The 23,810-nt window shown below is 46.4% G+C and carries 23 protein-coding genes; 5 read left to right on the top strand and 18 right to left on the bottom strand.

The annotated features are described in order from the left end of the window. Window positions 1–60: 60 nt before the first annotated feature. From EL309_RS09160 to zapE, 8 genes are all read right to left on the bottom strand, one after another. Window positions 61–690: a YfgM family protein gene (locus tag EL309_RS09160; protein WP_004283609.1), complete on the bottom strand. Its 630-nt coding sequence runs from the start codon at window positions 688–690 to the stop codon at window positions 61–63. Further along, the gene (hisS, locus tag EL309_RS09155; RefSeq protein ID WP_004283610.1) at window positions 690–1,985 is read right to left on the bottom strand and encodes a histidine--tRNA ligase; all 1,296 of its coding nucleotides are present in this window, start codon (window positions 1,983–1,985) and stop codon (window positions 690–692) included. Before hisS ends, EL309_RS09160 begins: the two co-directional genes overlap by 1 nt. 69 nt (window positions 1,986–2,054) lie before the next feature. Next, window positions 2,055–3,320 (bottom strand): flavodoxin-dependent (E)-4-hydroxy-3-methylbut-2-enyl-diphosphate synthase, encoded by a 1,266-nt coding sequence (ispG, locus tag EL309_RS09150; protein ID WP_004283611.1) that lies wholly within the window; start codon window positions 3,318–3,320, stop codon window positions 2,055–2,057. A gap of 3 nt (window positions 3,321–3,323) precedes the next feature. Beyond that, window positions 3,324–4,247 carry a helix-turn-helix domain-containing protein gene (locus EL309_RS09145; protein WP_004283612.1) on the bottom strand — a complete coding sequence of 308 codons (924 nt, stop codon included), beginning with the start codon at window positions 4,245–4,247 and terminating at the stop codon, window positions 3,324–3,326. After that, window positions 4,247–5,005 (bottom strand): type IV pilus biogenesis/stability protein PilW, encoded by a 759-nt coding sequence (gene pilW / locus EL309_RS09140; RefSeq protein WP_036494774.1) that lies wholly within the window; start codon window positions 5,003–5,005, stop codon window positions 4,247–4,249. The genes EL309_RS09145 and pilW overlap by 1 nt, the downstream gene beginning before the upstream one ends. A gap of 25 nt (window positions 5,006–5,030) precedes the next feature. Then, entirely contained in the window at window positions 5,031–6,119 is a 1,089-nt protein-coding gene (rlmN, locus tag EL309_RS09135; protein WP_004283614.1) for a 23S rRNA (adenine(2503)-C(2))-methyltransferase RlmN, read from the bottom strand. Window positions 6,120–6,260: 141 nt separating this feature from the next. Further along, window positions 6,261–6,686: a nucleoside-diphosphate kinase gene (gene ndk / locus EL309_RS09130; protein WP_004283615.1), complete on the bottom strand. Its 426-nt coding sequence runs from the start codon at window positions 6,684–6,686 to the stop codon at window positions 6,261–6,263. A gap of 93 nt (window positions 6,687–6,779) precedes the next feature. Continuing rightward, entirely contained in the window at window positions 6,780–7,940 is a 1,161-nt protein-coding gene (gene zapE / locus EL309_RS09125; protein WP_004286053.1) for a cell division protein ZapE, read from the bottom strand. 277 nt (window positions 7,941–8,217) lie between these two features. Between zapE and EL309_RS09120 the strand changes: the two genes are divergently transcribed. The 3 genes from EL309_RS09120 (at window position 8,218) to EL309_RS09110 (ending at window position 11,122) form a co-directional block, all read left to right on the top strand. Then, window positions 8,218–8,748, top strand: coding sequence for an inorganic diphosphatase (locus EL309_RS09120; RefSeq protein ID WP_004283618.1), 531 nt, complete (start codon window positions 8,218–8,220; stop codon window positions 8,746–8,748). Window positions 8,749–8,820: 72 nt separating this feature from the next. Next, entirely contained in the window at window positions 8,821–9,426 is a 606-nt protein-coding gene (locus EL309_RS09115) for a trimeric intracellular cation channel family protein (RefSeq protein ID WP_004283619.1), read from the top strand. Between the two features lie 268 nt (window positions 9,427–9,694). Beyond that, window positions 9,695–11,122, top strand: coding sequence for an acyl-CoA dehydrogenase family protein (locus EL309_RS09110; RefSeq protein WP_408634033.1), 1,428 nt, complete (start codon window positions 9,695–9,697; stop codon window positions 11,120–11,122). Between the two features lie 108 nt (window positions 11,123–11,230). On the opposite strand, the gene EL309_RS09105 is transcribed toward EL309_RS09110, so the two are convergent. Together EL309_RS09105 and EL309_RS09100 are read right to left on the bottom strand one after the other, a co-directional pair. Beyond that, complete coding sequence (locus tag EL309_RS09105) at window positions 11,231–11,770, bottom strand: lipocalin family protein (RefSeq protein ID WP_004283621.1); 540 nt, start codon at window positions 11,768–11,770, stop codon at window positions 11,231–11,233. A gap of 177 nt (window positions 11,771–11,947) precedes the next feature. Next, a complete protein-coding gene (locus EL309_RS09100; RefSeq protein ID WP_004283622.1) occupies window positions 11,948–14,032 on the bottom strand; it encodes a TonB-dependent receptor domain-containing protein in 2,085 nt (694 codons plus the stop codon). A 552-nt stretch (window positions 14,033–14,584) separates the two neighbouring features. On the opposite strand from EL309_RS09100, the gene EL309_RS09095 reads away from it, so the two are divergent. Continuing rightward, window positions 14,585–15,379, top strand: coding sequence for a formate/nitrite transporter family protein (locus tag EL309_RS09095; protein ID WP_004283624.1), 795 nt, complete (start codon window positions 14,585–14,587; stop codon window positions 15,377–15,379). Window positions 15,380–15,496: 117 nt separating this feature from the next. On the opposite strand, the gene EL309_RS09090 is transcribed toward EL309_RS09095, so the two are convergent. From EL309_RS09090 to EL309_RS10855, 8 genes are all read right to left on the bottom strand, one after another. Next, window positions 15,497–15,841 (bottom strand): hypothetical protein, encoded by a 345-nt coding sequence (locus EL309_RS09090; protein WP_004283625.1) that lies wholly within the window; start codon window positions 15,839–15,841, stop codon window positions 15,497–15,499. A gap of 181 nt (window positions 15,842–16,022) precedes the next feature. After that, the gene (locus EL309_RS09085; protein ID WP_004283627.1) at window positions 16,023–17,027 is read right to left on the bottom strand and encodes a M48 family metallopeptidase; all 1,005 of its coding nucleotides are present in this window, start codon (window positions 17,025–17,027) and stop codon (window positions 16,023–16,025) included. Between the two features lie 12 nt (window positions 17,028–17,039). Next, complete coding sequence (locus EL309_RS09080; RefSeq protein WP_126382102.1) at window positions 17,040–18,209, bottom strand: YjgN family protein; 1,170 nt, start codon at window positions 18,207–18,209, stop codon at window positions 17,040–17,042. 252 nt (window positions 18,210–18,461) lie between these two features. Then, a complete protein-coding gene (locus EL309_RS09075) occupies window positions 18,462–18,761 on the bottom strand; it encodes a hypothetical protein (protein WP_004283629.1) in 300 nt (99 codons plus the stop codon). Window positions 18,762–18,838: 77 nt separating this feature from the next. Beyond that, window positions 18,839–19,330, bottom strand: coding sequence for an REP-associated tyrosine transposase (locus EL309_RS09070; RefSeq protein ID WP_004283630.1), 492 nt, complete (start codon window positions 19,328–19,330; stop codon window positions 18,839–18,841). Between the two features lie 296 nt (window positions 19,331–19,626). Further along, entirely contained in the window at window positions 19,627–20,661 is a 1,035-nt protein-coding gene (locus EL309_RS09065; RefSeq protein ID WP_004283631.1) for a DUF4917 family protein, read from the bottom strand. A 36-nt stretch (window positions 20,662–20,697) separates the two neighbouring features. Continuing rightward, the gene (uvrB, locus tag EL309_RS09060; RefSeq protein WP_193777281.1) at window positions 20,698–22,728 is read right to left on the bottom strand and encodes an excinuclease ABC subunit UvrB; all 2,031 of its coding nucleotides are present in this window, start codon (window positions 22,726–22,728) and stop codon (window positions 20,698–20,700) included. Window positions 22,729–22,842: 114 nt separating this feature from the next. Further along, a complete protein-coding gene (locus EL309_RS10855) occupies window positions 22,843–23,157 on the bottom strand; it encodes a hypothetical protein (RefSeq protein WP_408634032.1) in 315 nt (104 codons plus the stop codon). A gap of 363 nt (window positions 23,158–23,520) precedes the next feature. Between EL309_RS10855 and EL309_RS09050 the strand changes: the two genes are divergently transcribed. Next, window positions 23,521–23,784, top strand: coding sequence for a FeoA family protein (locus tag EL309_RS09050; protein WP_004283634.1), 264 nt, complete (start codon window positions 23,521–23,523; stop codon window positions 23,782–23,784). The last annotated feature ends 26 nt before the right edge of the window (window positions 23,785–23,810 follow it).

Genomic DNA, 23,810 nt, shown 5'->3' with positions numbered 1-23,810 from the left:
TACCAACGGCTTGCAAAAGTTTTTGCAAGCCTGCGATTGGTAATTTTCAGACGGCCTTACTTATTTTAATTGTTGGATTTTCAACTGCAATAAATCCAAACCCGGATCGTCTTTCGACATTTTGCCTAAAGCAAGTTCATAGACTTCCAATGCTTCTTTGCCTTTGCCTTGGGCTGTATAAATATCGCCTTTGGTTTCTAGCAGCAAAGATTCGAATTCGGGTTTCACTGATAAAGACACTGCGGCCAAAGCTTCATCATATTTTTTTTGCTGAAGCTGCACAACTGCCAAACGCTGTGCTGCCAACGCTTGAATCAACGGCGCTTTCTGATTAGCCAAAACCCAATTTAGATGGCCGGCCGCCACATCATATCTTTCTTTATCAAACTCAACGGCTGCAGCCATTAAGGTTGCCTGCGCAGTCGCAATACTGCCTGTATATTCCTGCTGCAAAGTTTTCAAATCTTCAGCAACAATGGCCGAATCAGGAGAAGATTGCGCCTTTTCGACAATATTCTCTAAAATTGAGGCTGCTTCGCGATCTTTATCTACTTGGTGATTTTGGTAAACGATATAACCCAAATATCCCAATGAAGCGACCAATAAAACGGCAAACAGCCAACGCCCCCAACTTTTCCAAAAGTATTTGAAATTTTCCAATTCTTCTTGATCTTGAATATGTCCGGCCATTATTTGCTATTCCATTCTTGTAAAGTATTTAATAATTCTGATGCACCGAGTGTAGTTTGTCCCAAACTACCCTGCATATCTTTTAAAGTTACCGTACCACTATCCAGCTCATCTTGAGCAACGATTAAAGCAAAACGCGCACGACTGCCGTCTGCTTTTTTCATTTGAGCTTTCAAACTCTGGCTACCGGAATGCTGCAGAACACTAAATCCCGCTTCGCGCAATGCTTGTGCATACTTCATCACTTGCAATGAAGCACCTTCACCTTGATGCATTGCGTAAACATCAGGTGCGCTTTGGCAAGACAACGAACCATATTCCTGTACCAACAACAACAACCGCTCTACCCCCATGGCAAAACCGATAGACGGTGCAGGTTTCCCGCCCAATTCTTCAATCAAACCGTCATAGCGGCCACCACCGCACACGGTAGCTTGTGCACCGAGTTTATCGGTAGTCCACTCGAATACCGTCATATTGTAGTAATCCAACCCACGCACCAAGCGTGGATTTTCAACGTATTCGATACCCAAGCCGTCTAACATAGTTTTCAACTGACTATAGTGTTGCAACGATGCTTCCCCCAAATAATCAATCAAACGGGGAGCATTGTTACAAATCTGCTGTAAATCCGGATTTTTTGTATCTAAGACACGCAACGGATTGGTATGCAGACGGCGTTTACTGTCTTCATCCAACGCCGCCTCATGACCAATCAAATATTCAACCAAAGCCTGACGGTGTGCGGCCCGCTCTTCACGATTACCCAGACTGTTTAATTCCAAAGTAACATGTTCGAGAATACCGAGATCTTTCCACAATGCAGCAGTCATCACTATCATTTCTACATCGATATCCGGCCCTTCAAAACCTAACGCCTCGACACCAACTTGGTGAAATTGACGGTATCGGCCTTTTTGCGGACGCTCACGGCGGAACATCGGCCCCATGTACCATAATTTTTGCGGGCTGTTATATAGCAGATTATGCTCGACAACCGCACGTAAACATGATGCCGTACCTTCAGGACGCAAGGTCAGACTCAAAGAATCGTTGGAATCTGAAAATGTGTACATTTCCTTTCCAACCACATCCGTTTCCTCGCCAATCGAACGGACAAATAATCCGGTTTGCTCAACCAACGGCGTACGGATCTGCTGATAGCCGAAACGGTGCATCCAACTGCCGATTAAATCTTCAAAAGCCTGCCAGAAAGAAGAAGTTAATTTGAAATCTTTCTGTTCAACCGGCAACAAATCATTCATGCCTTTAACGGCTTGGATTTTTTTTCCCATAAATCTTTGCTACACAATATTGATTAAATAGATGATGCCGTCTGAAAATTTCAGACGGCCTCAATATGATTAGATATTCCTAATCGGAATCACCCGGCCTTGCCGGCGTTTCGGCCCGCCTTCTCCATAATTGGCCTCTACATATTCCTGCACAATAGCCAAAAACTCTGCGGCCATATTATCACCCTTGAGCGTCACCTTACGCTCACCATCGACGTAAACAGGTGCTACCGGTGTCTCACCGGTACCGGGAAGACTAATGCCGATATCGGCCAATTTACTTTCACCCGGACCGTTAACCACGCAGCCCATTACCGCCACGTTAAGCGACTCCACGCCGGGATACTGCAAACGCCAAACAGCCATTTGACTCCGCAAATAACTTTGAATATCTCTCGCCAGTTCTTGAAAAACGGTACTGGTTGTCCGGCCACAGCCTGGACAAGCTGTTACTAACGGGGTAAATGAGCGAAGTCCCATGGTTTGCAGAATTTCCTGAGCCACAACCACTTCTTGTGTCCGGGATTCACCCGGTTCGGGGGTTAGGGAAATACGGATAGTATCTCCGATACCTTCCTGCAACAAAACGGATAAAGCCGCGGTTGAAGCAACGATACCTTTGCTGCCCATACCGGCTTCGGTCAAACCCAAATGCAGCGGATAATGGCAACGGCTGCCTAAATCACGATAAACCTGAATCAAATCTTGTACAGAACTGACTTTGCAGGACAAAATAATTTTATCTTCCGGCAAACCTAAATCAACGGCTTTTTGAGCAGATTCCAAAGCGGAAACAATTAACGCCTCTTTCATGACTTCTTCAGGCGCTTTCGGTTGTGCCAAAGCCAAATTGGCATCCATCATTCTTTTAGCCAGACTTTGATCCAAAGATCCCCAATTTACGCCGATACGGACTGCTTTATCATACTCAGCAGCAGTACGGATCATATACGCGAACTTCTCGTCACCTTTGGCACCTTTACCGACATTGCCCGGGTTAATCCGATATTTGGATAATGATTTGGCACACTCGGGAAACTCTTGTAACAAACGCTCGCCATTAAAATGGAAGTCACCGACCAATGGGGTGTTACATCCCATATCATTTAAGCGTTGGCGGATTTCAGATACTTTCGCCGCCGCTTCAGGACTATTGACCGTAATCCGGACAATTTCCGAACCGGCATCGCTCAACTCCTTAACCTGCAAAGCCGTTGCTTCCGCATCAGCGGTATCGGTATTTGTCATAGATTGAACCACAACCGGCGCATCCGAGCCTACCGTAACATGGTCAATTTGAACTTGGTGCGTCTGTCTGCGCTGTAAGGTTTGCATTTTTTATTGACCTGCTTTAAATGACGAGGTTTTTTTGCTGACCATGTTTGCGGATACGGAAATTTCTTTTCCGCCGTAGTTGGCCGTTGCTCCCAAAGCGTAACCAATCCATACATCGTACGGCGCACCACCTTTAAAACGGTGTTCACTACCGGCAGGTACGATTTTATTCACGACAAATTGCCCTTCTTTGTCTTTAATCACCAAATTAGAGCGGTAGCGGACTTTAACCACCAGCTCATCGGCAGCAACTCCGTCAACAGAACTGGCCGCCTGATTATCAACGGCAACAGCTGATGAAGCTGAAACAAGAGCTGCAGAGGCCGATGCTGTCGTAGCTTCCGCAGATGAAGCAGCACTTGCAGCCAAAGGCGCCACCTCGACTTGCTGCTCGCTGCTATCCATAGCGACAATAGAAACATTGCTGGCTTGCAGATTGGGGGCAACCACTTCGTTGGCACCTACACTCTCATTAATCTGCTTGGCATTTTCCATGTTAGATTTACTTTGCCAAGCATAGATACCGCCACCGATACATCCCAAGATAAATAATCCAATCAACCATTTAGGCAATGAAGGACGAACCGTAGTCTGCTGATAATTCAAACCCGATTCCGACTTTTTACGCTCTACCGCATAAACATTGCTGCGTTCTTGGGGGGCGATTCTATCTAAATAATCGGACACTTCCTGACTGTCCAAATCTAAAAATCTGCCGTAAGTACGCAAAAATCCGCGTACAAATACAGGTTCAGGCAGGTTGTCATGATTGCCGCTTTCCAAACTTTCAATCTGTCTGGCAGGTAATTTTAAGCGTTCCGCCACTTCTCCAATGGAAAAGCCTTTCTTTTGGCGTGCTTCTCGCAATTTACGGCCAAGCTCGACTGCCGCATTGCTGTTTTGCTCAAGGTTTTGGTTATCGTTCATTATAAGCGTCCTGTTGCAATCATTTGTAATTCTTCTGAATAGGGATAATTGGCTCTCAGTTGTGCTTCATATTCATAGGCCGCCTGAAAATTACCCAATGCATTAGACAATCTCCAACCAAGCAATAAATCATCCGCCAGCAAAACATCGACTTTGCTTTGATATTGTCTGAAATAATAATCGGCATCTTTCAGATGGCCTGCCAGCATTTTTGTTCTTGCCAACTCTTTCAAAGCTGGAACAAATCCCGGAGCCGCAGCCAAAGCTCTTTCCAGATAAGCTTCGGATAAAGAATATTGTCCCATCTTGGCCGAGCAAATCCCTTTATTTAGATAAGCGACTTGCGGATTAGGATAAGTAGGATCGGATAAAGCCTTATCAAAATGGGCGATACCTGCTGAAGGCTGATTACGGACGCTGCATAAAAACCATCCGTAATTATTGTTGACTTCCGCCCCTGTCGGATTTAATGCCAATGCCTTCAAAAAGCTTTCCTGAGCCTTATCCGCCACTTTTAAGTATTGGTAGATCTGTGCACGAACCAACCAGGCATTTTCATTTTTGCTGCTGGCCGCCAACGCTTCATCAATACTGACAATTGCCTGCCGGTAGTCTTGCGAGCGCATATATTCAATGGCCAGTTGGGTTTTAATATCCGAAATCTGCCTTTCTTTGGTCTTGCTATCAACCCTATCTGCACCGGAAGCGCAAGCACCCAACAACAATATACAACATAAAATACCTATTTTGTTTATCATTAACACACCTTTATTTTCAGTATTTTCAGCGTTCTAATGCTATTTGCTGCCATTTTTGCTGACGCTTGGTTTTATCTTGCACCTGACCTGCCAATTGTCCGCATGCCGCATCGATATCATCCCCACGGGTCTTGCGCACTGTAACCACCAAGCCTGCTTGTTGGAGAATATCTCTGAATATGCGGATATTTTCATTGCTGGAACGCTCATATCCTGAATTAGGGAAAGGATTGAACGGAATCAGGTTAAACTTACACGGCACGTCCTTTACCAACTCGATAAGCTCGTATGCATGCTGAGGCTTATCATTGACACCGTCCAACATAACATATTCAAAAGTAATAAAATCGCGCGGTGCTTTGACCAAATAACGTTGGCAGGCTGCCATTAATTCTCTCAACGGATATTTTTTGTTTAACGGCACGATTTCATCACGCACCTCATCATTCGAAGCATGCAGAGAAACAGCCAATGCCACAGGCATCACTTCTTTCAAGCGATCCATTTGCGGTACCATGCCTGATGTGGAAACCGTTACCCTCCTGCGAGACAAACCGTAACCGTGGTCATCCAACATAATGCTCAATGCCGTTACCACATTATCGAAATTGGCCAACGGCTCGCCCATACCCATCATCACGACATTGGAAATCACCCTTTCATTTTTCGGAGTAACACCCATTGCCTTATTTGCCCACCAAAGCTGACCGATAATTTCTGCTGCCGTCAAATTCCGGTTAAAACCCTGTCTGCCCGTAGAACAAAACGTACATTCCAACGCACAGCCGACTTGAGAGGAAATACACAGCGTTCCGCGCTCGGCCTCAGGAATAAACACGGTTTCGACGCCATTTCCCGTTCCGACATCAAGCAGCCATTTTCGTGTGCCGTCTGAAGATATTTGCGACGTCATCAACTCAGGAACGGCAATTTCGGCTTTTTCTTCGAGTTTTGAACGCAACGATTTTGCCAAATCGGTCATTTCGGCAAAATCGGAAGCTCCGCCTTGATGGATCCAGCGTAAAACCTGTTTCGCCCTAAAAGGCTTTTCGCCCATGGCCTGAAAATGCTCGGTCAGACCTTGCAGGTTAAAATTCAGCAGATTGGTTTTCATGTGTCTTTCAAATCACTTCTATTTTTTAAACTGAAACAGCTCACATAGACTTTTATTTATCGCAACTTTATTCGAACAGCCTCAGTTTAAAAACCTTGAGGCCGCCTGAAAAACAGGCAGCCTTCAAGGTAATGTTAAACATTAACGCGAGCAGATTTCGCTTTGGCTGAAGAAGTAAGCGATTTCGATAGCGGCATTCTCAGCGCTGTCGGAGCCGTGAACGGCGTTAGCATCGATAGACTCTGCAAAGTCTGCGCGGATTGTACCGGGAGCGGCTTCTTTAGGGTTGGTTGCACCCATCAATTCACGGTTTTTGGCAACGGCGTTTTCGCCTTCCAAAACCTGAATCATTACCGGACCGCTGGTCATAAAGGCTACCAAATCGGCAAAGAAAGGACGTTCTTTGTGAACAGCGTAGAAATCTTGTGCTTCTTTGGTGCTCAAGTGTTTCATTTTCGCAGCGATAACGCGCAAGCCGTTGTTTTCAAAACGGCTGTAAATTTGACCGATAACATCTTTAGCCACTGCATCAGGTTTAATGATGGAAATAGTACGTTCGATAGCCATTTAATTCTCCTTAAAAATAAATTAATTCGACTCAATAACAATAAACAAACAGAAAAATGGGCACATATTCTAACAAGTTTCCCTGCCGTTTGGTTAATTACTGTGATTTTTTTTCTGCTTATTACCCAGAGTCAAATGGGGTTGGTTTAAGTATTCTTCCGACTGCATTTCCACAATACGGCTGACGGTTCTGACAAATTCATTGGCAAAATCGCCCTCAGTGTAAATTTCTTCCGGCGGCACGGCGCAAGTGGCACACAGCTTAACCCGATAATCATATAAAACGTCAATCAACCAAGTCAGGCGTCGTGCTTCTGCACGTTCGGCCTCGCTGAGTTTTTCAATACCCGATACAAAAATAATTTCGTAATTTTCAGCCAAATACAGATAATCCGCTTGCGATCGCGGCCCGAAACACAACGCTCTGAAATCAAACCAAATCGCTTTGTCTTTTTCCGCATTACATTGGATTTGGCGGTCGTGGATGGTAATTTGCTTGGGTTGTTTGGTTCCGCCCTGAGTCATTTGAGAAAACAGTTCGGCCAGTTTTTGCTCGTTTTCACTGCTATCGGGAATATAAAACACTTCGGCAGGTTTCAAAGTGCGCAAACGGAAATCTTCTCCGCCATCCACATTCAATACCGTCAGCTTGTCTTCAATCAAAGCAATGGTCGGCAGGAAACTGCTGCGGTTTTGCCCTTGCGGATAAAGTTCGGACGGCGCATAGTTGGATGTAGCCACCAAAACCACGCCGAATTCAAACAGATTTTCCAGCAAACGTCCTAAAATCATTGCGTCGGCAATATCGCTGACATGAAATTCGTCAAAACACAAAACACGGGTTTCTTTGGCAATTTCCGCCGCCATCGACTTCAACGGATCAGCTTCACTTTTATAGGCCTTCATACGCTGATGCACTTCCGCCATAAATGCGTGGAAATGTACCCTGCGTTTGCGACGGTACGGCAGACAGCCGTAAAACACATCCATCAGAAAACTTTTACCCCGACCGACTCCGCCGTAAAAATACAGACCCTTAGGCAACTGCGGAGAACGCAGGCTGCGCCCGAGAAAACGGTTGCGTTTGCGCTTGAACATCATCAATTCCGTCCATAGGCGGTCGAGATATTCAATGGCTTTAGCCTGAGCCGCATCTTTAATAAATGCAGGCTGTTGCGAAGCAGTCTGATACCAGGTTAGCGGGCTGTGGTTTGCAAAATCCGGTGCAACAAAACGGTCTTCATTATTGTTCATAGCAACCATTCATCAGAAATAAGCAAACTGGCATTATAAATGATTTCAGACGGCCTCCAAGCGATTTATGCCCGATTTGTGCAATTAAACACAAATTGATGCAAACCATTTGTTTTTTAATTTAAAAGCCGAATATCTATGCAATAAAATGCCAACACTGAAACGCGGTTTTTTTCAGACGGCCGCCCGTGAGGCCGTCTGAAATCTTCAGCCCCCACATTAAAACTGATATACTCTTGCCGTTTGAACACTATTCAATTTGACGAGGAATCTTCCCATGGCTGACTTTAACCAAATCCTGACTCCGGGCGACGTTGACGCAGGCATTATCAATGTTGTGAACGAAATCCCTGCCGGCAGCAACCACAAAATCGAATGGAACCGCAAAGTTGCCGCTTTCCAACTCGACCGCGTAGAGCCTGCCATTTTCGCCAAACCCACCAACTACGGTTTTATTCCGCAAACCCTCGACGAAGACGGCGACGAGCTGGATGTATTGCTGATTACCGAACAGCCTTTGGCTACCGGCATTTTCTTGGAAGCCAAAGTGATCGGCGTGATGAAATTCGTTGACGACGGCGAAGTGGACGACAAAATCGTTTGCGTACCGGCCGACGACCGCAACAACGGCAACGCCTACAACAGCCTGGCGGATCTGCCGCAGCAACTGATCAAACAAATCGAGTTCCACTTCAACAACTACAAAGCCCTGAAAAAACCGGGTTCAACCAAAGTAGAATCTTGGGGCGACGTTGAAGAGGCCAAAAAAGTGATTAAAGAATCCATCGAACGCTGGAACAACAAATAATCACACATTGCCTTAATCAAACGGGCCGTCTGAAAATTTTCAGACGGCCTTATTAAATAAAAACGCATTACCATGACAACTACGGACATCATACACATTATCGGTACCGCCGCGTTCGCCTTATCCGGCTATTTGGTCGGCGTACGCAAAAAACTCGATATGCTCGGCGTTTTGATTCTCGCCCTCCTGACCGCTATCGGCGGCGGCATCATCCGCGACGCCATTATCGGGCGCATTCCATTAGCCTTTACACAAAATACCGCGTGGATCGTTATCGGCATTACCCTGCTGCTGTCTTGGCTGTTTAAACTCCAACACACCCAAAAACGCGAACTGGCCACCGTTTTCCTGCTGGCCGACTCGCTCGGGCTGGTAGCCTTCACCATTACCGGCGCACAACTGGGCTTATCGCTCGACCTCAATATATTCGGTGTGGTCATGCTCGGCTTCATTACCGCCGTCGGAGGCGGCATTGTGCGCGACATGTTGGTCAACGACATCCCCATGATTTTAAGAAAAGACTTCTACGGCACCGTATCCGTTATTATCGGCATCGCCATGTATTGCCTCGACCTGCTCGGTTGGATTAATCCGTTTGCCTTGAATATTCTGCTTATCGCCGGTTATCTGCTTCGTCTCTGGGCGCACCGTGTTGCCTGGGCTTTACCCCGTTTTTAACAAACTGCGCCCGTCTTGCCGGACTTAATCAAACTATTCATGATCAGTGAAAAGGCCGTCTGAAATTTTCAGACGGCCTTTTCACAGCAAGCCACATCATTCATCAACAACCTATCGGGTTGGCTGCTACAGATTTACCTTATTCCAATCACCTTTTTTGCCGACCATACCGCTAAATTTACCAATATTATCAAAATGCCAAAAGTATGTTATAAATACGCTTCTAGAAATTTGACTCTAAACTCTAAAAAAACGGAAATAGATGAATATGGCATCAGGTATTTTGGAAGCACAGCTCATTAAGATGAACACCGCTGATTTCTTACAGCACATCGAATCTGCATTCAAACGCATCTTTCCAAACGGAATCAATCTGATGCAATACCTTCCCGAAAACAAATGGCTGGAGCTGAAAAAAGCCGGCCTGCTGCTGCCCTTTTTAGCCGAAAAGCACGGCGGCAGAAAAAGCAGCCAGTTTGAAATTCAGGAAGTATTGCGCATCGCCGGCCATTACGGCGTACCCGTTACCCTGCGCACCGGTATCGAAGGCGCATTGGTTTTGCAGCCTCTGGTCGAATTCGGCAACGACGCCCAAATCCGCACCGGCCTCGATTTCATTTTCAACGGCGAAGGCGGCGGCCTCGCCATTACCGAGCCGGAAACCTCCGGCGCCGCAATTGCCCGCGAAATGCAGTCGTATTACGAATATATCGACGAACAAACCGTTTACGTTAACGCAACCAAATACTGGCAAGGCAATTCCACCAGCGAATTTCTGCTGGTTGCCGCCAAAGAGCGTAAAAACGGCAAACTGTCGAAAACCATCAACCTGCTGCTGGTGCCCAAACAATACATCCGCTGCGAAACCCTCAATTCCGAAGGCTTGCTCGCCGTGCGCTATGCGGTCAACCATATTGATGCCCAAATCCCCGCCGATTGCGTGATGAAACTTTCCGAAAGCGATGCCGCCGGCTTGCGCGCGTTCCAAAACATCTTCATCCGCAGCCGCCTGCAACTGGTGGGCATGACCCACGGCATCATGGAATACATCATTGAAAACATGAACCGTTTCGTGAAGCAAGACATCAAATTCGTCGCCCGCGAATGCCGCGAAATCATGCAACGCTACGGCATCTCGCAAGTGCTCTACCGCTTCACCTGCAACCGCGTCGCCCCCGATGCCGCCGTCGCACACCAGCTGATGGAAGCCAACATCATCAAAACGCTGGCCACCGAATACACCTACGGCGCGGCGCAAATCCTGCAAAAACTGCTCGGCGCCAAAGGCTTCGAACACGGCCACCCCGCCAGCAACATTGCCATCGACATCCGCCCCTTCACCATCTTCGAAGGCCCCAACGATATGCTCTACGCGGAGATTTACGACCAATTCACCCGCGCCACCATCGAAGAGAAAGAACAAGGCATCAAGCTCGATAAAAACCAAACCCTGCTGGAGCGCCTGCAATCGGACAAACGCTTTACCGACATCCGCCAAGCCGAGTGTACCGCCCTGCCCGCCGATATTGCCGATTTCTTAGCGCAATATAATTTGGGCGAAGCCGATGCATTGGAAAAAGTGTTTCTCGGCAAGATTGTCGCCAAACTGTTTGTGTGGGTTCAGGCCGAAGACGAGGATACGGCTGCATTCGTACTGCGCGATATCCGCAAAGATATGTTGGACTGCAAAAACTAATCTGTATTTTTCTTATTAACAAAAAGGCCGTCTGAAAATTTGCAGACGGCCTTTCCATTCAGTTAGCCAAACAAGTTAAATATTCCGCAAACTTAAGCCATTACACTTTTAATGCTGCTTGGTACGTATCAGTTTCGACAAATCGTAGCCTTGCGATTCCGCCTGATCCAAATAAGAGCGGTAAACAGTTTCATCCATCTGCGGTTTACGCGAAAGCAGCCACAGATATTTGCGGTCGGGCTGGCCGATCATCACATTCTCATAACCTTCATCTAAAGCCATTACCCAATACGGTGCCTTTCCCACCGGCAACCAACGCAAAGATTTGGGCAAAAACGATACCGTCAGCTTACTGTTGGATTCGTTTTGCGAACGCGCCAAACCTTCCGCCTCCGACCAGCTTCCGTCTGCTTTTTTACAGCGGTTGGTGACTTTGATGGTTTTGTCGGAATTTAGCGTATAGGTTGCAGTAACATCCGATACGCACTGCTTTTGAAAAGGCATGGGCAAACGCGCAATTTCATACCAAGTTCCGGCATAGCGTTCAATGTCCACACGCGCCACCGTATTCAAATCTGCCCTACCGTCGGCATGCACATTCACCGCCGAACACGCCAGCACCAAAACAACCGGCCATTTCAATTTCATTGCCTGCCCTTTCTTAATCAATTGACAAACTAAAACTTAAGCTTTTGACTTCACAATACATTATATCGCAAGCGACAGCAATTGATGCTGTTTGTCCGATCCGGATACTGAATATCCAACAAGAATCAAGGCCGTCTGAATTTTCAGACGGCCTAAACAAGCAGACGCTATATCAGATTAGAACGTGTAATTGAAACCGATACGGTACTCGCGACCCGCACCGGGCAAGTCGCTGCGCTGGGCGTGAGGAACGTAATTTTTGTTGGTGATGTTGTTCACTGCAAAATTCACATTCATCTTATCCTTGCCAAGCGGTTTCCAGTTGGCAGTAATATCGGTTACGCCGTATGAAGCCTTGCCTTTATCGGCTGCTTTGATTTGGTAGTTGGCCAAGATAAAGTTGTCTTTTTTAGCCACTTTTTCCACTTGGCGGCGCTGGATGCCGATTTCCAAATTCGGATTGTCGAAACGGTATGCCACCGAACCGGTCCATGTGCGTCCCATACGCATTGCATATTCAGGTTTTGCACTCAAATGTTCGCCATAAAATTTCGGTTTGCTGTGCGCTACACCCAAGCGCGCCGTCCATCCGCCTTGACGGTATGATGCTCCCAACTCATAACCTGAGTTTTTGATTTTGCCGGCATTGATGATTTCAGAGTAACACTCGTTTTTGTTTTGATCCGTAGGCGCATCACACAAATGGTTGTTGCGACCGGTAGACGTACCCAATGCGCGGCTGATGTTTTGCCAGAAATAGCTGCCTTCCAAACCGAATGTTCCGTTGTTATAGTTGAAACCGATTTCGGTGTTTCTGGCTTTTTCCGCTTTGGTATTATCGGCAATCGATACCACGCCGCGTTTACCGTGCGACATAATGGCATCATGCATACGCGGGCTGCGGGTTGCATAGTTATGGCTCGCGCTCAGACTCAACTCCGGCACCACCTGCCAAACCAAGCCCAAGCTCGGATTAACCGCGCCGTCGCCGACTTTTTTACCGTCCATCGCTTTAAAACTGAAATGGTCGTAGCGCAAACCGGCGGTCAGGGTAACGTCTCGAACATCGGCGATCATCTCCGCATAAACGCCCATATCGCGTTTTTCTTGGTTTGTCACACCCTTACGGAAAATCTGATCGGGTTTGACTTCCTGATTACGGTAGTTCACACCGTATTTCAACCACATATTGTCATTTAAGCGCGAGTCGAAATTCACGTTCGAACCGATGGTTTCCACTTTGGTTTTAGTAGAACCGACATTGCTGTCTCCGCCTGCATAGCCGTTTTTGCTGTCGTCCACAGACCAGCGCCCGTGCACCAAGCGGTAAATATTGGCGTTTGCCCTTTCGGCGAAACCGAGATTTTTGCCCGTCCACTCGAAGTTGGTATTATTAACAGTCATTTTACGTTTAGCCGGAGCTTGGCGTGCTAATGTAAGCCTGCCTCCGCCCACAGAAAACTCTTCACGCACCAGACGTTCGCCTTTATGCTGATTATTCAAATGGCTTAATACAAAACGGTGGTCGCCTGCGGTAGCCCCTATTTTTGCCAAATAACCGGTTTTATCCAGTGCACTATACGGAACACGGCTGCTGCCGTTAAATCCGTTTTTATAGCCTGAACCGCCTTTATATTCATCTTCATTAACCCGGTTACCCGATACCAGAAAATCGAAAATTTCGTTTTTACCGAACACCGACAAACCATAATTATGGCCGTCGTTGCTGTTGTAACCGGCATCAATTTTGGCACCGAAGTTCGGATTGCTGCTGTTTTTCAATAAATCTTGCGCATCCAAAGTTTTGGCAACAATCGCACCGTTGGTTTGACCGATACCTGCCGACGCACTGCCCGCACCTTTTTGCACGGATATGATTTTCACCAAAGCCGGATCCAACATATGACGGCCTTGGTGATAGTGGATTTGACTGTCGGAATAAGCATTATCCAGTTTGATATCGATCGAATTTTGACCCATATTGCGGATATATAGATATTGCGAAGTACCGTTACCCGCACCGATGCCGATGGCAGGCTCGTTTTTAAACAGGCCGCGCAAATCAGTTTCCGTACTCTCGTCTTTCAGACGGCTGGTTACCACATTGGTTTTTACCTTCATACCTTGACGGTCGCCGGTCACCACTACGGTACCCAATTCTGCATCTGAAACCTCTTGCTTCGGCGCGGTTTCGGCAAAAGCGGGCACGGAACACAAAGCGCCCAACACCGCCGCTGCCAGAGGAAGTTGCTTAAATTTCATTGTTTGTCTCCATTTGAGGCTGGTTATCAAGTCAAAATATCCGATTGTTTTTTCGTGCCGTCCGTCTTTACAGCAATCTCTGCTTAACAAACACACTCCATAAAAATAACAATATTAGTAATCATTATCACAAATAATTTATGATAATAACATAGCTATCCAATTTTGTGAAAATTATTATCATTTAAAATAAAAATAAAAATAATAAAAAATCTGCAAAAGTCTGTCTTATATTGGCTTTAAGGCAGAAAAATACGCTAAAAAATTATTTTTATTCACAGCCGAAAAAACACAAACCACGCACCTTTCCCATTAACGTTCGCAGCAAAGCAACAAAATGCAGAAAAGCCGTCTGAAATTTCAGACGGCCTCAACACCGTATTTCTTCTCCCCTAATCTGCTTTTTCTATATAACCAAACTGCCATATTTTCACAACGAATCGTTCTTTCCCTTGTATCGGCGTTTTGCGTAAAGTATCCGCACGCATTGACATAAGGCTTGCCGAAAACCTGAAATTTCCATCTGTTTATTGATCACTACAAAGGATATATATGCAAGAACGCGATTTTTTCCCGCATGAAATCTTGGAAGATGCGATTAAAAGAAGCTGCGCCAAATCGGAAAGCAGTACCAAAATGCTGCTGATTTTGAGCTTTCTCGGCGGCAGCTATGTCGGATTCGGCTATCTGGCATTTTTAAAAGTAATCAGCGGCATCCCTGCCGAATGGAGTGGGTTGGCAACGCTTTTGGGCGCGGCGGTTTTCCCTATCTGTCTGATCTGTATCTTAATCGGCGGCGGCGAACTGGCAACGGGCAATATGATGATTATGGGCGTCGGCCGTTTAACCAACCGGGTCAGCTCTGCCAAACTTGTGCGCAACTGGATTTTGGTAAGCTTGGGCAATCTGGCCGGCGCATTGGCGATGGCCTATTTTCTCGGCCATTATGTCGGCTTGTCGGAAGGTGCGGCGGCAGTGAAAACCATGGCCATTGCCGAGGCTAAAGTCAATATGGATTTCGGCCGCGCCTTTATTTCTGCAATTGCCTGCAACTGGATGGTCTGCATGGGTATTTGGTTTTACTTCGGTGCCAAGCATACGTCCGGGCGGATTTTGGCCATGTGGTTTCCGGTGATGATTTTCGTACTGATCGGCTTCCAACATTTTGTTGCCAATATGTTTATTATTCCGGCTGGTATTCTCGCCGGAGCAGACATCAGCTGGAGCCAGTTTTTCTTGAATATGCTGCCCGTGTTTTTGGGCAATGTGGTCGGCGGCGTATCGTTTGTAGCCGCTTCTTATCTTCATGCCTACAAACATTTGCTGAAAGAAGACTACTCGATTTAAAACCGAAAAACTGTTTTCCGATTCGCTATCTCCGATTTAGGTTTATCTAAATAATAACCGAGGCCGTCTGAAAATTTCAGACGGCCTCGGTTATATTCTTTGCAATAATTTATCGGATTAGCAGTGCCCTGCTGCTTTCAACAGTTTATTACAACGCACTTTTTTGCCGCTGCCGGAACCTCTTTGGCTCGAGCACAACGCGTCAGACGTTAACACGCCCATCATGCTTACCGTGCTGGTGACATAACATTGATGTGCACGTTTGCCGACTGTCGCCGTGAAATTAATGCGTATGCCTTCATTACTGCGGTTGCTGATGGTGATTTGATCCGGGCTGACTTCCAACGCGGCAGCGGCACGGCTTCTCAATTTTTCATCGGTAACGGTTTGATTATTGATAGTGCCGCAACCGGCCACACCCAAAGCCAAAACTAAAGCCAACAAAACAGAACGAGTATTCATAGACTTACCCCAAAATTTTTAAATTCATTCCAAACTATTGTCAAAATTATATTTACATCATGTCTGATTTATTTCAAATCAACGCGATATAAAGCGTTTGATTTTAGCAGAAGTTTGCTTCTTGTTCATTTCCCAAACACGATGTCCATCAGTTATCAAAGCCGACGCCGAATACTGAATACTATTTGGCATGCTGCTCAACCTGCTTCACCCGTTCGGACGTTACCGGATGCGTACTCAAAATATGTTCCGCCGAATTTTCATCACCATGACCGTGCGCCTGATGCAGGCGTTGCAGGAAATCGGCCAAATGTTGGGGCGGAATATTTAAGCGTTTCAATTCGTTGATGGCATGCAAATCCGCTTCCAGCTCAAATTCCTGCGAGTATTTCGCCGTAGCAAACAATACGGGCAAACCGTCAATAATATCAGTGGCATCGCCGGTAAGGGTTAGGAGGAACACACTCATGCCGATACCGCGCAAAGCCTGCTGCAAACTGTGGCGTTCTTTCAGATGGCCTTGCTCGTGTGCCAACACGGCCAAAATTTCATGATCGTGCTTGGCCAAATCAACCAGCGCATCAGTCAGCATAATGGTGTTGTTCGGAATCGCAAACGCATTGGCACCCAACTCGCCTCCCTCTCTAAACAACAGTTTGGCCGGGTTCTCAGGCTTAAGCTTTTGATAATACAAATCAGAAATTTCTCTCCGCCGTTTGGCAGACAGCTTGGTTTCGCCGGTTAATTCGAGAATAATTTCTTCCGCCTGATTGCCCACGCCCTGTAAGGTTTTCTCCGGCAGATGATGGGCGGCATGATAAGCCGCGGCAGGAATTCCCCACTTGAATACCACTGCAACCACGCAAATCATCGCCACCAAAGAAACAGCCGCCCATTTCCAGCTTTTCTCAAGCCGCCCCACTTGCTTTAACATGATTTTATTTTGCAAAGGCAGCCAATGCGGAACATCGTGATTCAAAAACTCAATGCGCGCATCGCCCGGCAACTCCAAAGCCGGCAAAACACCGCCTACTCCCGCCATATAAGCAATACTGTGCAGCGGATATTCAGCAGTTTGCCCGCCGTTATACACCACACGCAATTTGCCCCCATCAAGCGAAATTTCAGCCTGATGGGGAACATTACGCTTACCGTCGTAATAACTTACCGTAAGAGATTCAGACATGCTCAAGCAGCCTTAAAGTGAAATATCGATATCAAACACGTCGGCGATTTCTTCACCGATAGCATCCGGATCATTTTGAGCCATATTCATCAAATCTTGCGGATTATCCTGCAACTCAACCTGCAAAGATTGCGCCTGATAGCGGTACAAACGCACCGCGCCCCACGGCAGCAGCAAACCCAGCGTAAAAATGGCCGCAATATAATTGGTTAATTTAATCAAAGCGTATTTATACGGGTTCAAATCAGTCGTAATACGGCTGTTGCCCACACTCACATCCTGCCAAGTTGCGCGGAACAGATAACCCTGCGTCAGCGGTATAAAAAAGCCCAACACAGCAATATAAGGCAGCATAATCAAAAGATACACCAGCGGAAACACCACCCGATCCGACAACACATAGCCCAAATCCGACACATAACCCATACCGAACAAAACCAGCACCGCCGCCGCAACCAACAACACTATAAACAGCAAAGGCTTCAACACCGCGCCATAAAAACCGCCCACACCCGTATTCAGATTAAAGCGCAAATTACCGATATGTAAATGCTTGATTTGATAAGACTTAAACCAATAAAGCGCCAAAGGATACAGCAAGCCCGCGCCCAAAACCGTCACCACCGCACATTTCGCCAACACCCAATAAGACTGCCCCATCGTTGCCGAAAAATAAAAACGGCTGTTGCCGTATTTCGTATTACGCGCACGGAAACGCATGGTCGAGCGCACCAGCCACGGCATCAGCGCAAATGCCAACAACAAAACCGCACTCGAATACATCGGATCAATATTGGATAAAAGCGAAAACGCCACAAACAAAACCGTAGCAATAATCCGCCCGATCAAAATACGGGCAGGAATCGCCGTAAAATCAAACTTGTCCCGACCCAACACCGTGTTGCCGTAGAAATAACGCAAACGCCGCACCTTCGCCCACGGCGCATAAAAGGACAAGGTAATCACCGATAAAAACAGATTAACGATCCAAATCTTAAAATATTCATTGGCCGTACCGTGAAAATCAAAGCGCCAATTTCGGCTTTCATTTGCCTGCGCACCGTTAACCGTTACGGCATTTTCCACCTTTAACAATTTGCCCTCGTCCGCATTGCCCGAAACTGCAATACCGCTGCCTTCATCATATTGATTATGTTTATTTTCAGATACTTCAGACATCATTGCCTCTGTCATAAAAAGAAAAGCCGAATTATAAAAGAAAACATTGGCAAGATATAGACGAGGCCGTCTGAAAAAATATTTTCAGACGGCCCTACGCACATAGGCTGTGCTTGCTTGTTATACGAATTAACCCATGCAAATGATACAAGATGTAGGTCGGATTCTTGAATCCGACATTTATACATCATCACAATGATTGAACATTTCCGTCATGCCAACATTGTGTCGGATGCAAGTATCCGACTACGCTTGTTACTCTTGCTCTGTAAACAAACCAAAATAATTCAAGTCATCTGATTCAATTCGAACATTACCAGATTCTATCCTCCAGTCAGATTTGTAATTAAACACTCCTATAGGATATTCATATACTTCACAAGTAATTTCGAATTCATCAGTAGTGCAAGTTAATACATGCTCATTTTCTGGCCCCATTTGGCGTTCACTGCCACCAACTTGTTCGATTTCAAAATCTTTCCAAGTCAATATCTTAGTTTCAACAATATCACCATTCTCATTTAAAATTGAGATTACCAAATTATTTTCTTCCATTTCGTAACTCCTAAAAAACTAATTAAATAAATTTCAAGGTAGTAATGTAGGTTGGATTCTTGAGTCCAACATCTTCATTAATCATACGCCACCACAAAATCAGAGCCATTCCCGCACCAATTTAGCGGATAAATGCCTTGTTTTACATAGCGATGAAAAGTAGAAAACGGCCAATCAGATACCTTTGACACATGGCCGTGTTTCACCGGATTGAAATGCACATAATCGAAATGGCGGGCAAAATCCGCTTCATCACGAATAGCATGCTCCCAAAACCGTTTTTGCCATAAACGCGTGTCGGCACCGATTAAATATTGGCTGTGCCGTTTGATTTGCCGCCAACGTTCGGAAAAATCGGCATCGTTTTGCGGCAAATGCCAAATGGTATGCAGATGATCGGGCGTCAACACCCATGCCGCGATTTCAAACGGGTATTTTTCCCGTACCGCCAACACGGCCTCACGCAAGGCCGAACGCACCGCATCGCCGGTTAGAATCCGTTGGCGGTTATGCGCCACCAGCGTAAAGAAATACGTTCCGCCCGCACGGTAATATCGACGATACCGCATGGTTTCCCCTTGTTATATGAATTGATCCATACAAATGATACAAGACGTAGGTCGGATTCTCGAATCCGACATTTAGGCATCATCACAATGATTGCATGTTTCGACAATACCACCATTATGTCGGATACAAGTATCCGACCTACGCTTGCTGAAAAAATATTTTCGGACGGCCTCGATGTTTATTTTCAGGTAGTTTAGCGATGCGAGCCACGCACGCGGGGGCAGGGATTCCGGCAATGTGTGCGTGCCGGTGACACACACCCTACGCACGTAGGCTATGCTTGATTCTAATTCAATTAATAAATCCAACAACCTTCACTATTGCTATGAAAAAACTCTACATTTATAGAATCTTCTCTTTCTGAAGGATTTTCCAGTTCTCTTTTTATTAACCTTCGAACATTGAAACAATATTCCATATCTCCATTATAAACAGATACTGCAATGTTTTTAATCCCGCAATTTTTCATTTGCTTCAAGATATGCATATCTTGTTCTCCAAAACCCCAACCATAAACAACCAAACTTTCTTTTTTTTCGGTCAGAACTTCTCTATAAACAACAGATAAATAATAACTATCTCTAATTGATTTTATTTTTTGCTTTGCTGTACCTTCACTAACAAATAATGGCGATATATTCCCTTTCTTCCATGCATTCAATATCGTTTCTAATAAATGACTATCTTCATAAGAAGATAATTTAAATTCAGATGATTTTATATCTTTATGTAAGATTAAATTTCCATGAGGGTAAAAGATTAAAGTGCAGTGTTGTTTAGCCTTATAAGGCTTCCTCAAGTCTGTCCAGTCATCTTTAAACTCCTTGTGTATAAAACAATCTTTAAAGCTATAAGGACTATCTTTCTTATCCTTCTCGTTTAAAGATGCCCAATAAACTATCAAGTCATAGTTCAACGATATTACTGTATTAAAATTTCTTAAAAAATTAGAAATTTTCTCTAATTGATTTATGCCAATAGAAGAATAGTTAGGATGTACTTCCCTAACTGATTCAATCAAACCGTTTCTAATATCTTCATATGCCCACGTCAATGTGCGATAATGTATACAATCATGATTTTTTACAATATCAATAATTTCTTTTCCTTGCCAGACTAATCTAAGGATTAACTCAAAATCATCTGTTTCAAAATGCTTAAATAATTTTTCAACACTTTTTTGCTTAAATTTTTGTTTAGCTATATTTAGCAATGATTGATAATTAAAACAATTGTTAACAGCAATACTTGCACCATTTCCAAGTAATATTGTGCTGCGATTATATTTTTCAGAAATATTGTTCCAATCTAATATTTTAATATAATTCATATAATCCCTTTCTTAATTTAGAAATGAATATTTCTCTCACTCTGCCCCAAACAACAACCCTTCCTTAATCCCCCGTATCTTATCCCGCAACACCGCCGCTTCTTCAAACTGCAAATCCCTTGCCGCTTGCTGCATGGCTTTTTCGAGTTTGGCGATTTCTTTAATGGCGTCTTCTTCGGTATGGATTTCGCCCACTTTCACTTTGGTTTTCAGACGGCCTTTGCCTTTGGTGCTGCCTGAATCGTCGTGATATACGCCGTCGATGATGTCTTTCACTTGCTTGGTAATCTGTTTCGGCACGATGCCGTGTTCTTCGTTGAATTTAATCTGTTTTTCGCGGCGGCGTTCGGTTTCATCGATGGCGGCTTTCATGGAGTCAGTGATTTTGTCGGCGTACAGGATGGCGACGCCGTTCACGTTGCGCGCGGCGCGGCCTATGGTTTGAATCAGGCTGCGGTGCGAGCGCAGGAAGCCTTCTTTGTCGGCGTCGAGGATGGCGACGAGGGAGACTTCAGGGATGTCGAGGCCTTCGCGCAAGAGGTTGATGCCGACGAGTACGTCAAACAGTCCAAGCCGCAAATCTCTAATGATTTCAACGCGTTCAACAGTATCGATATCGCTGTGCAGGTAGCGCACTTTGATGCCGAGTTCGCTGTAATAGTCGGTGAGTTGTTCCGCCATGCGTTTGGTGAGGGTGGTAACGAGTACGCGCTCGCCTTTTTGGATGCGGTCGTTGATTTCGCTCATTAAATCGTCGACTTGGGTGGCGACGGGGCGGATTTCGATTTGCGGATCGACCAGGCCGGTGGGGCGCACGACTTGCTCGACCACTTGGCCGGCGTGTTCTTCTTCGTATTTGGCGGGTGTGGCGGAAACGAAGATGGTTTGCGGCATGATTTTTTCAAATTCGTGGAATTTGAGCGGGCGGTTGTCGCGGGCTGAAGGCAGGCGGAAGCCGTAATCGACGAGGTTTTGTTTGCGGCTAGCGTCGCCTTTGTACATGCCGCCGATTTGGGTAACGGTAACGTGGCTTTCGTCGATAAACATGATGGCGTTGTCGGGCAGATAATCCATCAATGTGGGCGGCGGTTCGCCTTCTTTTTTGCCGGAAAAGTGGCGCGAGTAGTTTTCGATGCCTTTGCAAAAGCCCATTTCGTAGAGCATTTCGAGGTCGAAGCGGGTGCGCTGTTCGATGCGTTGGGTTTCGACGGGTCGGTTTTCTTTGGTAAAGAAATCAATGCGTTCGCGCAATTCCTGCTTGATGCTTTCGCAGGCGCGCAGCACGGTGTCGCGCGGGGTAACGTAGTGGCTGGAAGGGAACACGGTGTAGCGGCCGACGCGCTGGATGTTGCCGCCGGTGAGCGGGTCGAAGAGGTCGAGGCGGTCGATTTCGTCGTCAAACAGGCTGATGCGCAAGGCGTTGTCGGAGCTTTCGGCGGGATACACGTCGATTACGTCGCCGCGCACGCGGAAGGAGCCGCGTTTGAAATCCATTTCGCCGCGCTCGTATTGCATGGAAACGAGGGTGGAGATGATGTCGCGCTGTTCGATGATGTCGCCTTCTTTTACGGAAAGCACCATTTGTTGATACTCGGTGGGGTCGCCGATACCGTAGATGGCGGACACGGTGGCGACGATAATCACGTCGTTGCGCGTCATCAGGTTTTTGGTGGCGGAAAGGCGCATCTGCTCGATGTGTTCGTTAATCGCGGAATCTTTTTCGATAAATAAATCGCGCGACGGCACATAGGCTTCGGGCTGGTAATAGTCGTAATAGGAAACGAAGTATTCTACTGCGTTTTCGGGGAAAAACTCGCGCATCTCGGCATAAAGCTGCGCCGCCAGCGTTTTGTTGTGCGCCATGATGATGGCGGGGCGGCCGCTTTGGGCAATCACGTTGGCCATGGTGTAGGTTTTGCCCGAGCCGGTTACGCCGAGCAGGGTTTGGTAAGCGAGGCCGTCTGAAAGCCCTTCGAGCAGGCCGGCAATGGCGGTGGGTTGGTCGCCGGCGGGGGGAAAAGGCTGGTGGAGTTTGAAGGGGGAATTTTCGTATTGAATCACTTGCATGATGCGGCCCGGCTTTATTAAAAACAGAAACATAGCATTATAACAAAGGCCGTCTGAAAAGCTGCCGCCGCGTTTTCAGACGGCCTTTGTTATAATGCTTGCTATTTCCAAACCTTAACGGATCTCACAATGAAAATACTGCCCTTTCAAACGGAAATCACCGAACGCATGCTGGTCAACACCAAAGGCGAAAGCATCCACCCCGACGCACAATTTGTTCAGACGGCCAACGGCTACTGGCTGGCATGGCATGAAGGCTTGGCCGCCGTTCTTGCGCCGGATACGCCGCCGGATATTCCCTGCTTTTGGGTGGAAGGCGCACACGATTTGGAAGAATTGGTGGCGCTTGCGGAAAACGGCGAATTTGACGAAGTGGAAGAGTTCGACGGCGACGACGATGCTTGGTTTGCCGCCTGCAACGAAGACCATGAACACGACGAACACTGCCGCGACCAGCATCATTAATCCGATATACGATATACGATATTAATGTTATGCCGCCTAAAATGGCGGTAAACATGCCTTGTTGCCGATTGCTTCTGCGGTAAATCAGAGCTTATCGGGCAAGCCGCAGCAAGCCGTCTGAAAATTGTTTTTATATTATTAATGCCGCCGGGAAATATCACATCCGGCGGCATTAATTTCGTTGCAAATCATAGGTAAAAGGCATATCATAATATATAAATAAAAATCAATTTTATTTACCTTAATTCAATATTAAACGCTTCACACTTACTGTCGGCAGCAATCCGATTACTGCCGCACACAAACCAAACAAGAAAGTTAGCCAACATGACTACCGTTCCTTTAACCCGCTTGGGCAAAGGTGTGAGTGCCCAAATCGAATCTATTGTTCCCAATCCCGAATTCGGCGTATTGGACGCACAAGTCGGCCGCCGCCTTGCCGACTTGGGTTTTTCAGACGGCATGCCTGTTGTCGTCATTGCCGTCGGCCCGCTCGGACACGGCCCTTACGCCGTCCGCTTAGGCAACCAATCGCAATTTTCTCTACGCCAAGCCGAAGCCTCGAAAATCCTGTGCCGCGTTAATCCCTGAATCATGGTTCAGACGACCTGCCAAAC

The organism is Neisseria weaveri, assembly GCF_900638685.1.
GTDB lineage: Bacteria > Pseudomonadota > Gammaproteobacteria > Burkholderiales > Neisseriaceae > Neisseria > Neisseria weaveri.
This window is presented reverse-complemented; position numbering and strand designations above follow the sequence as displayed.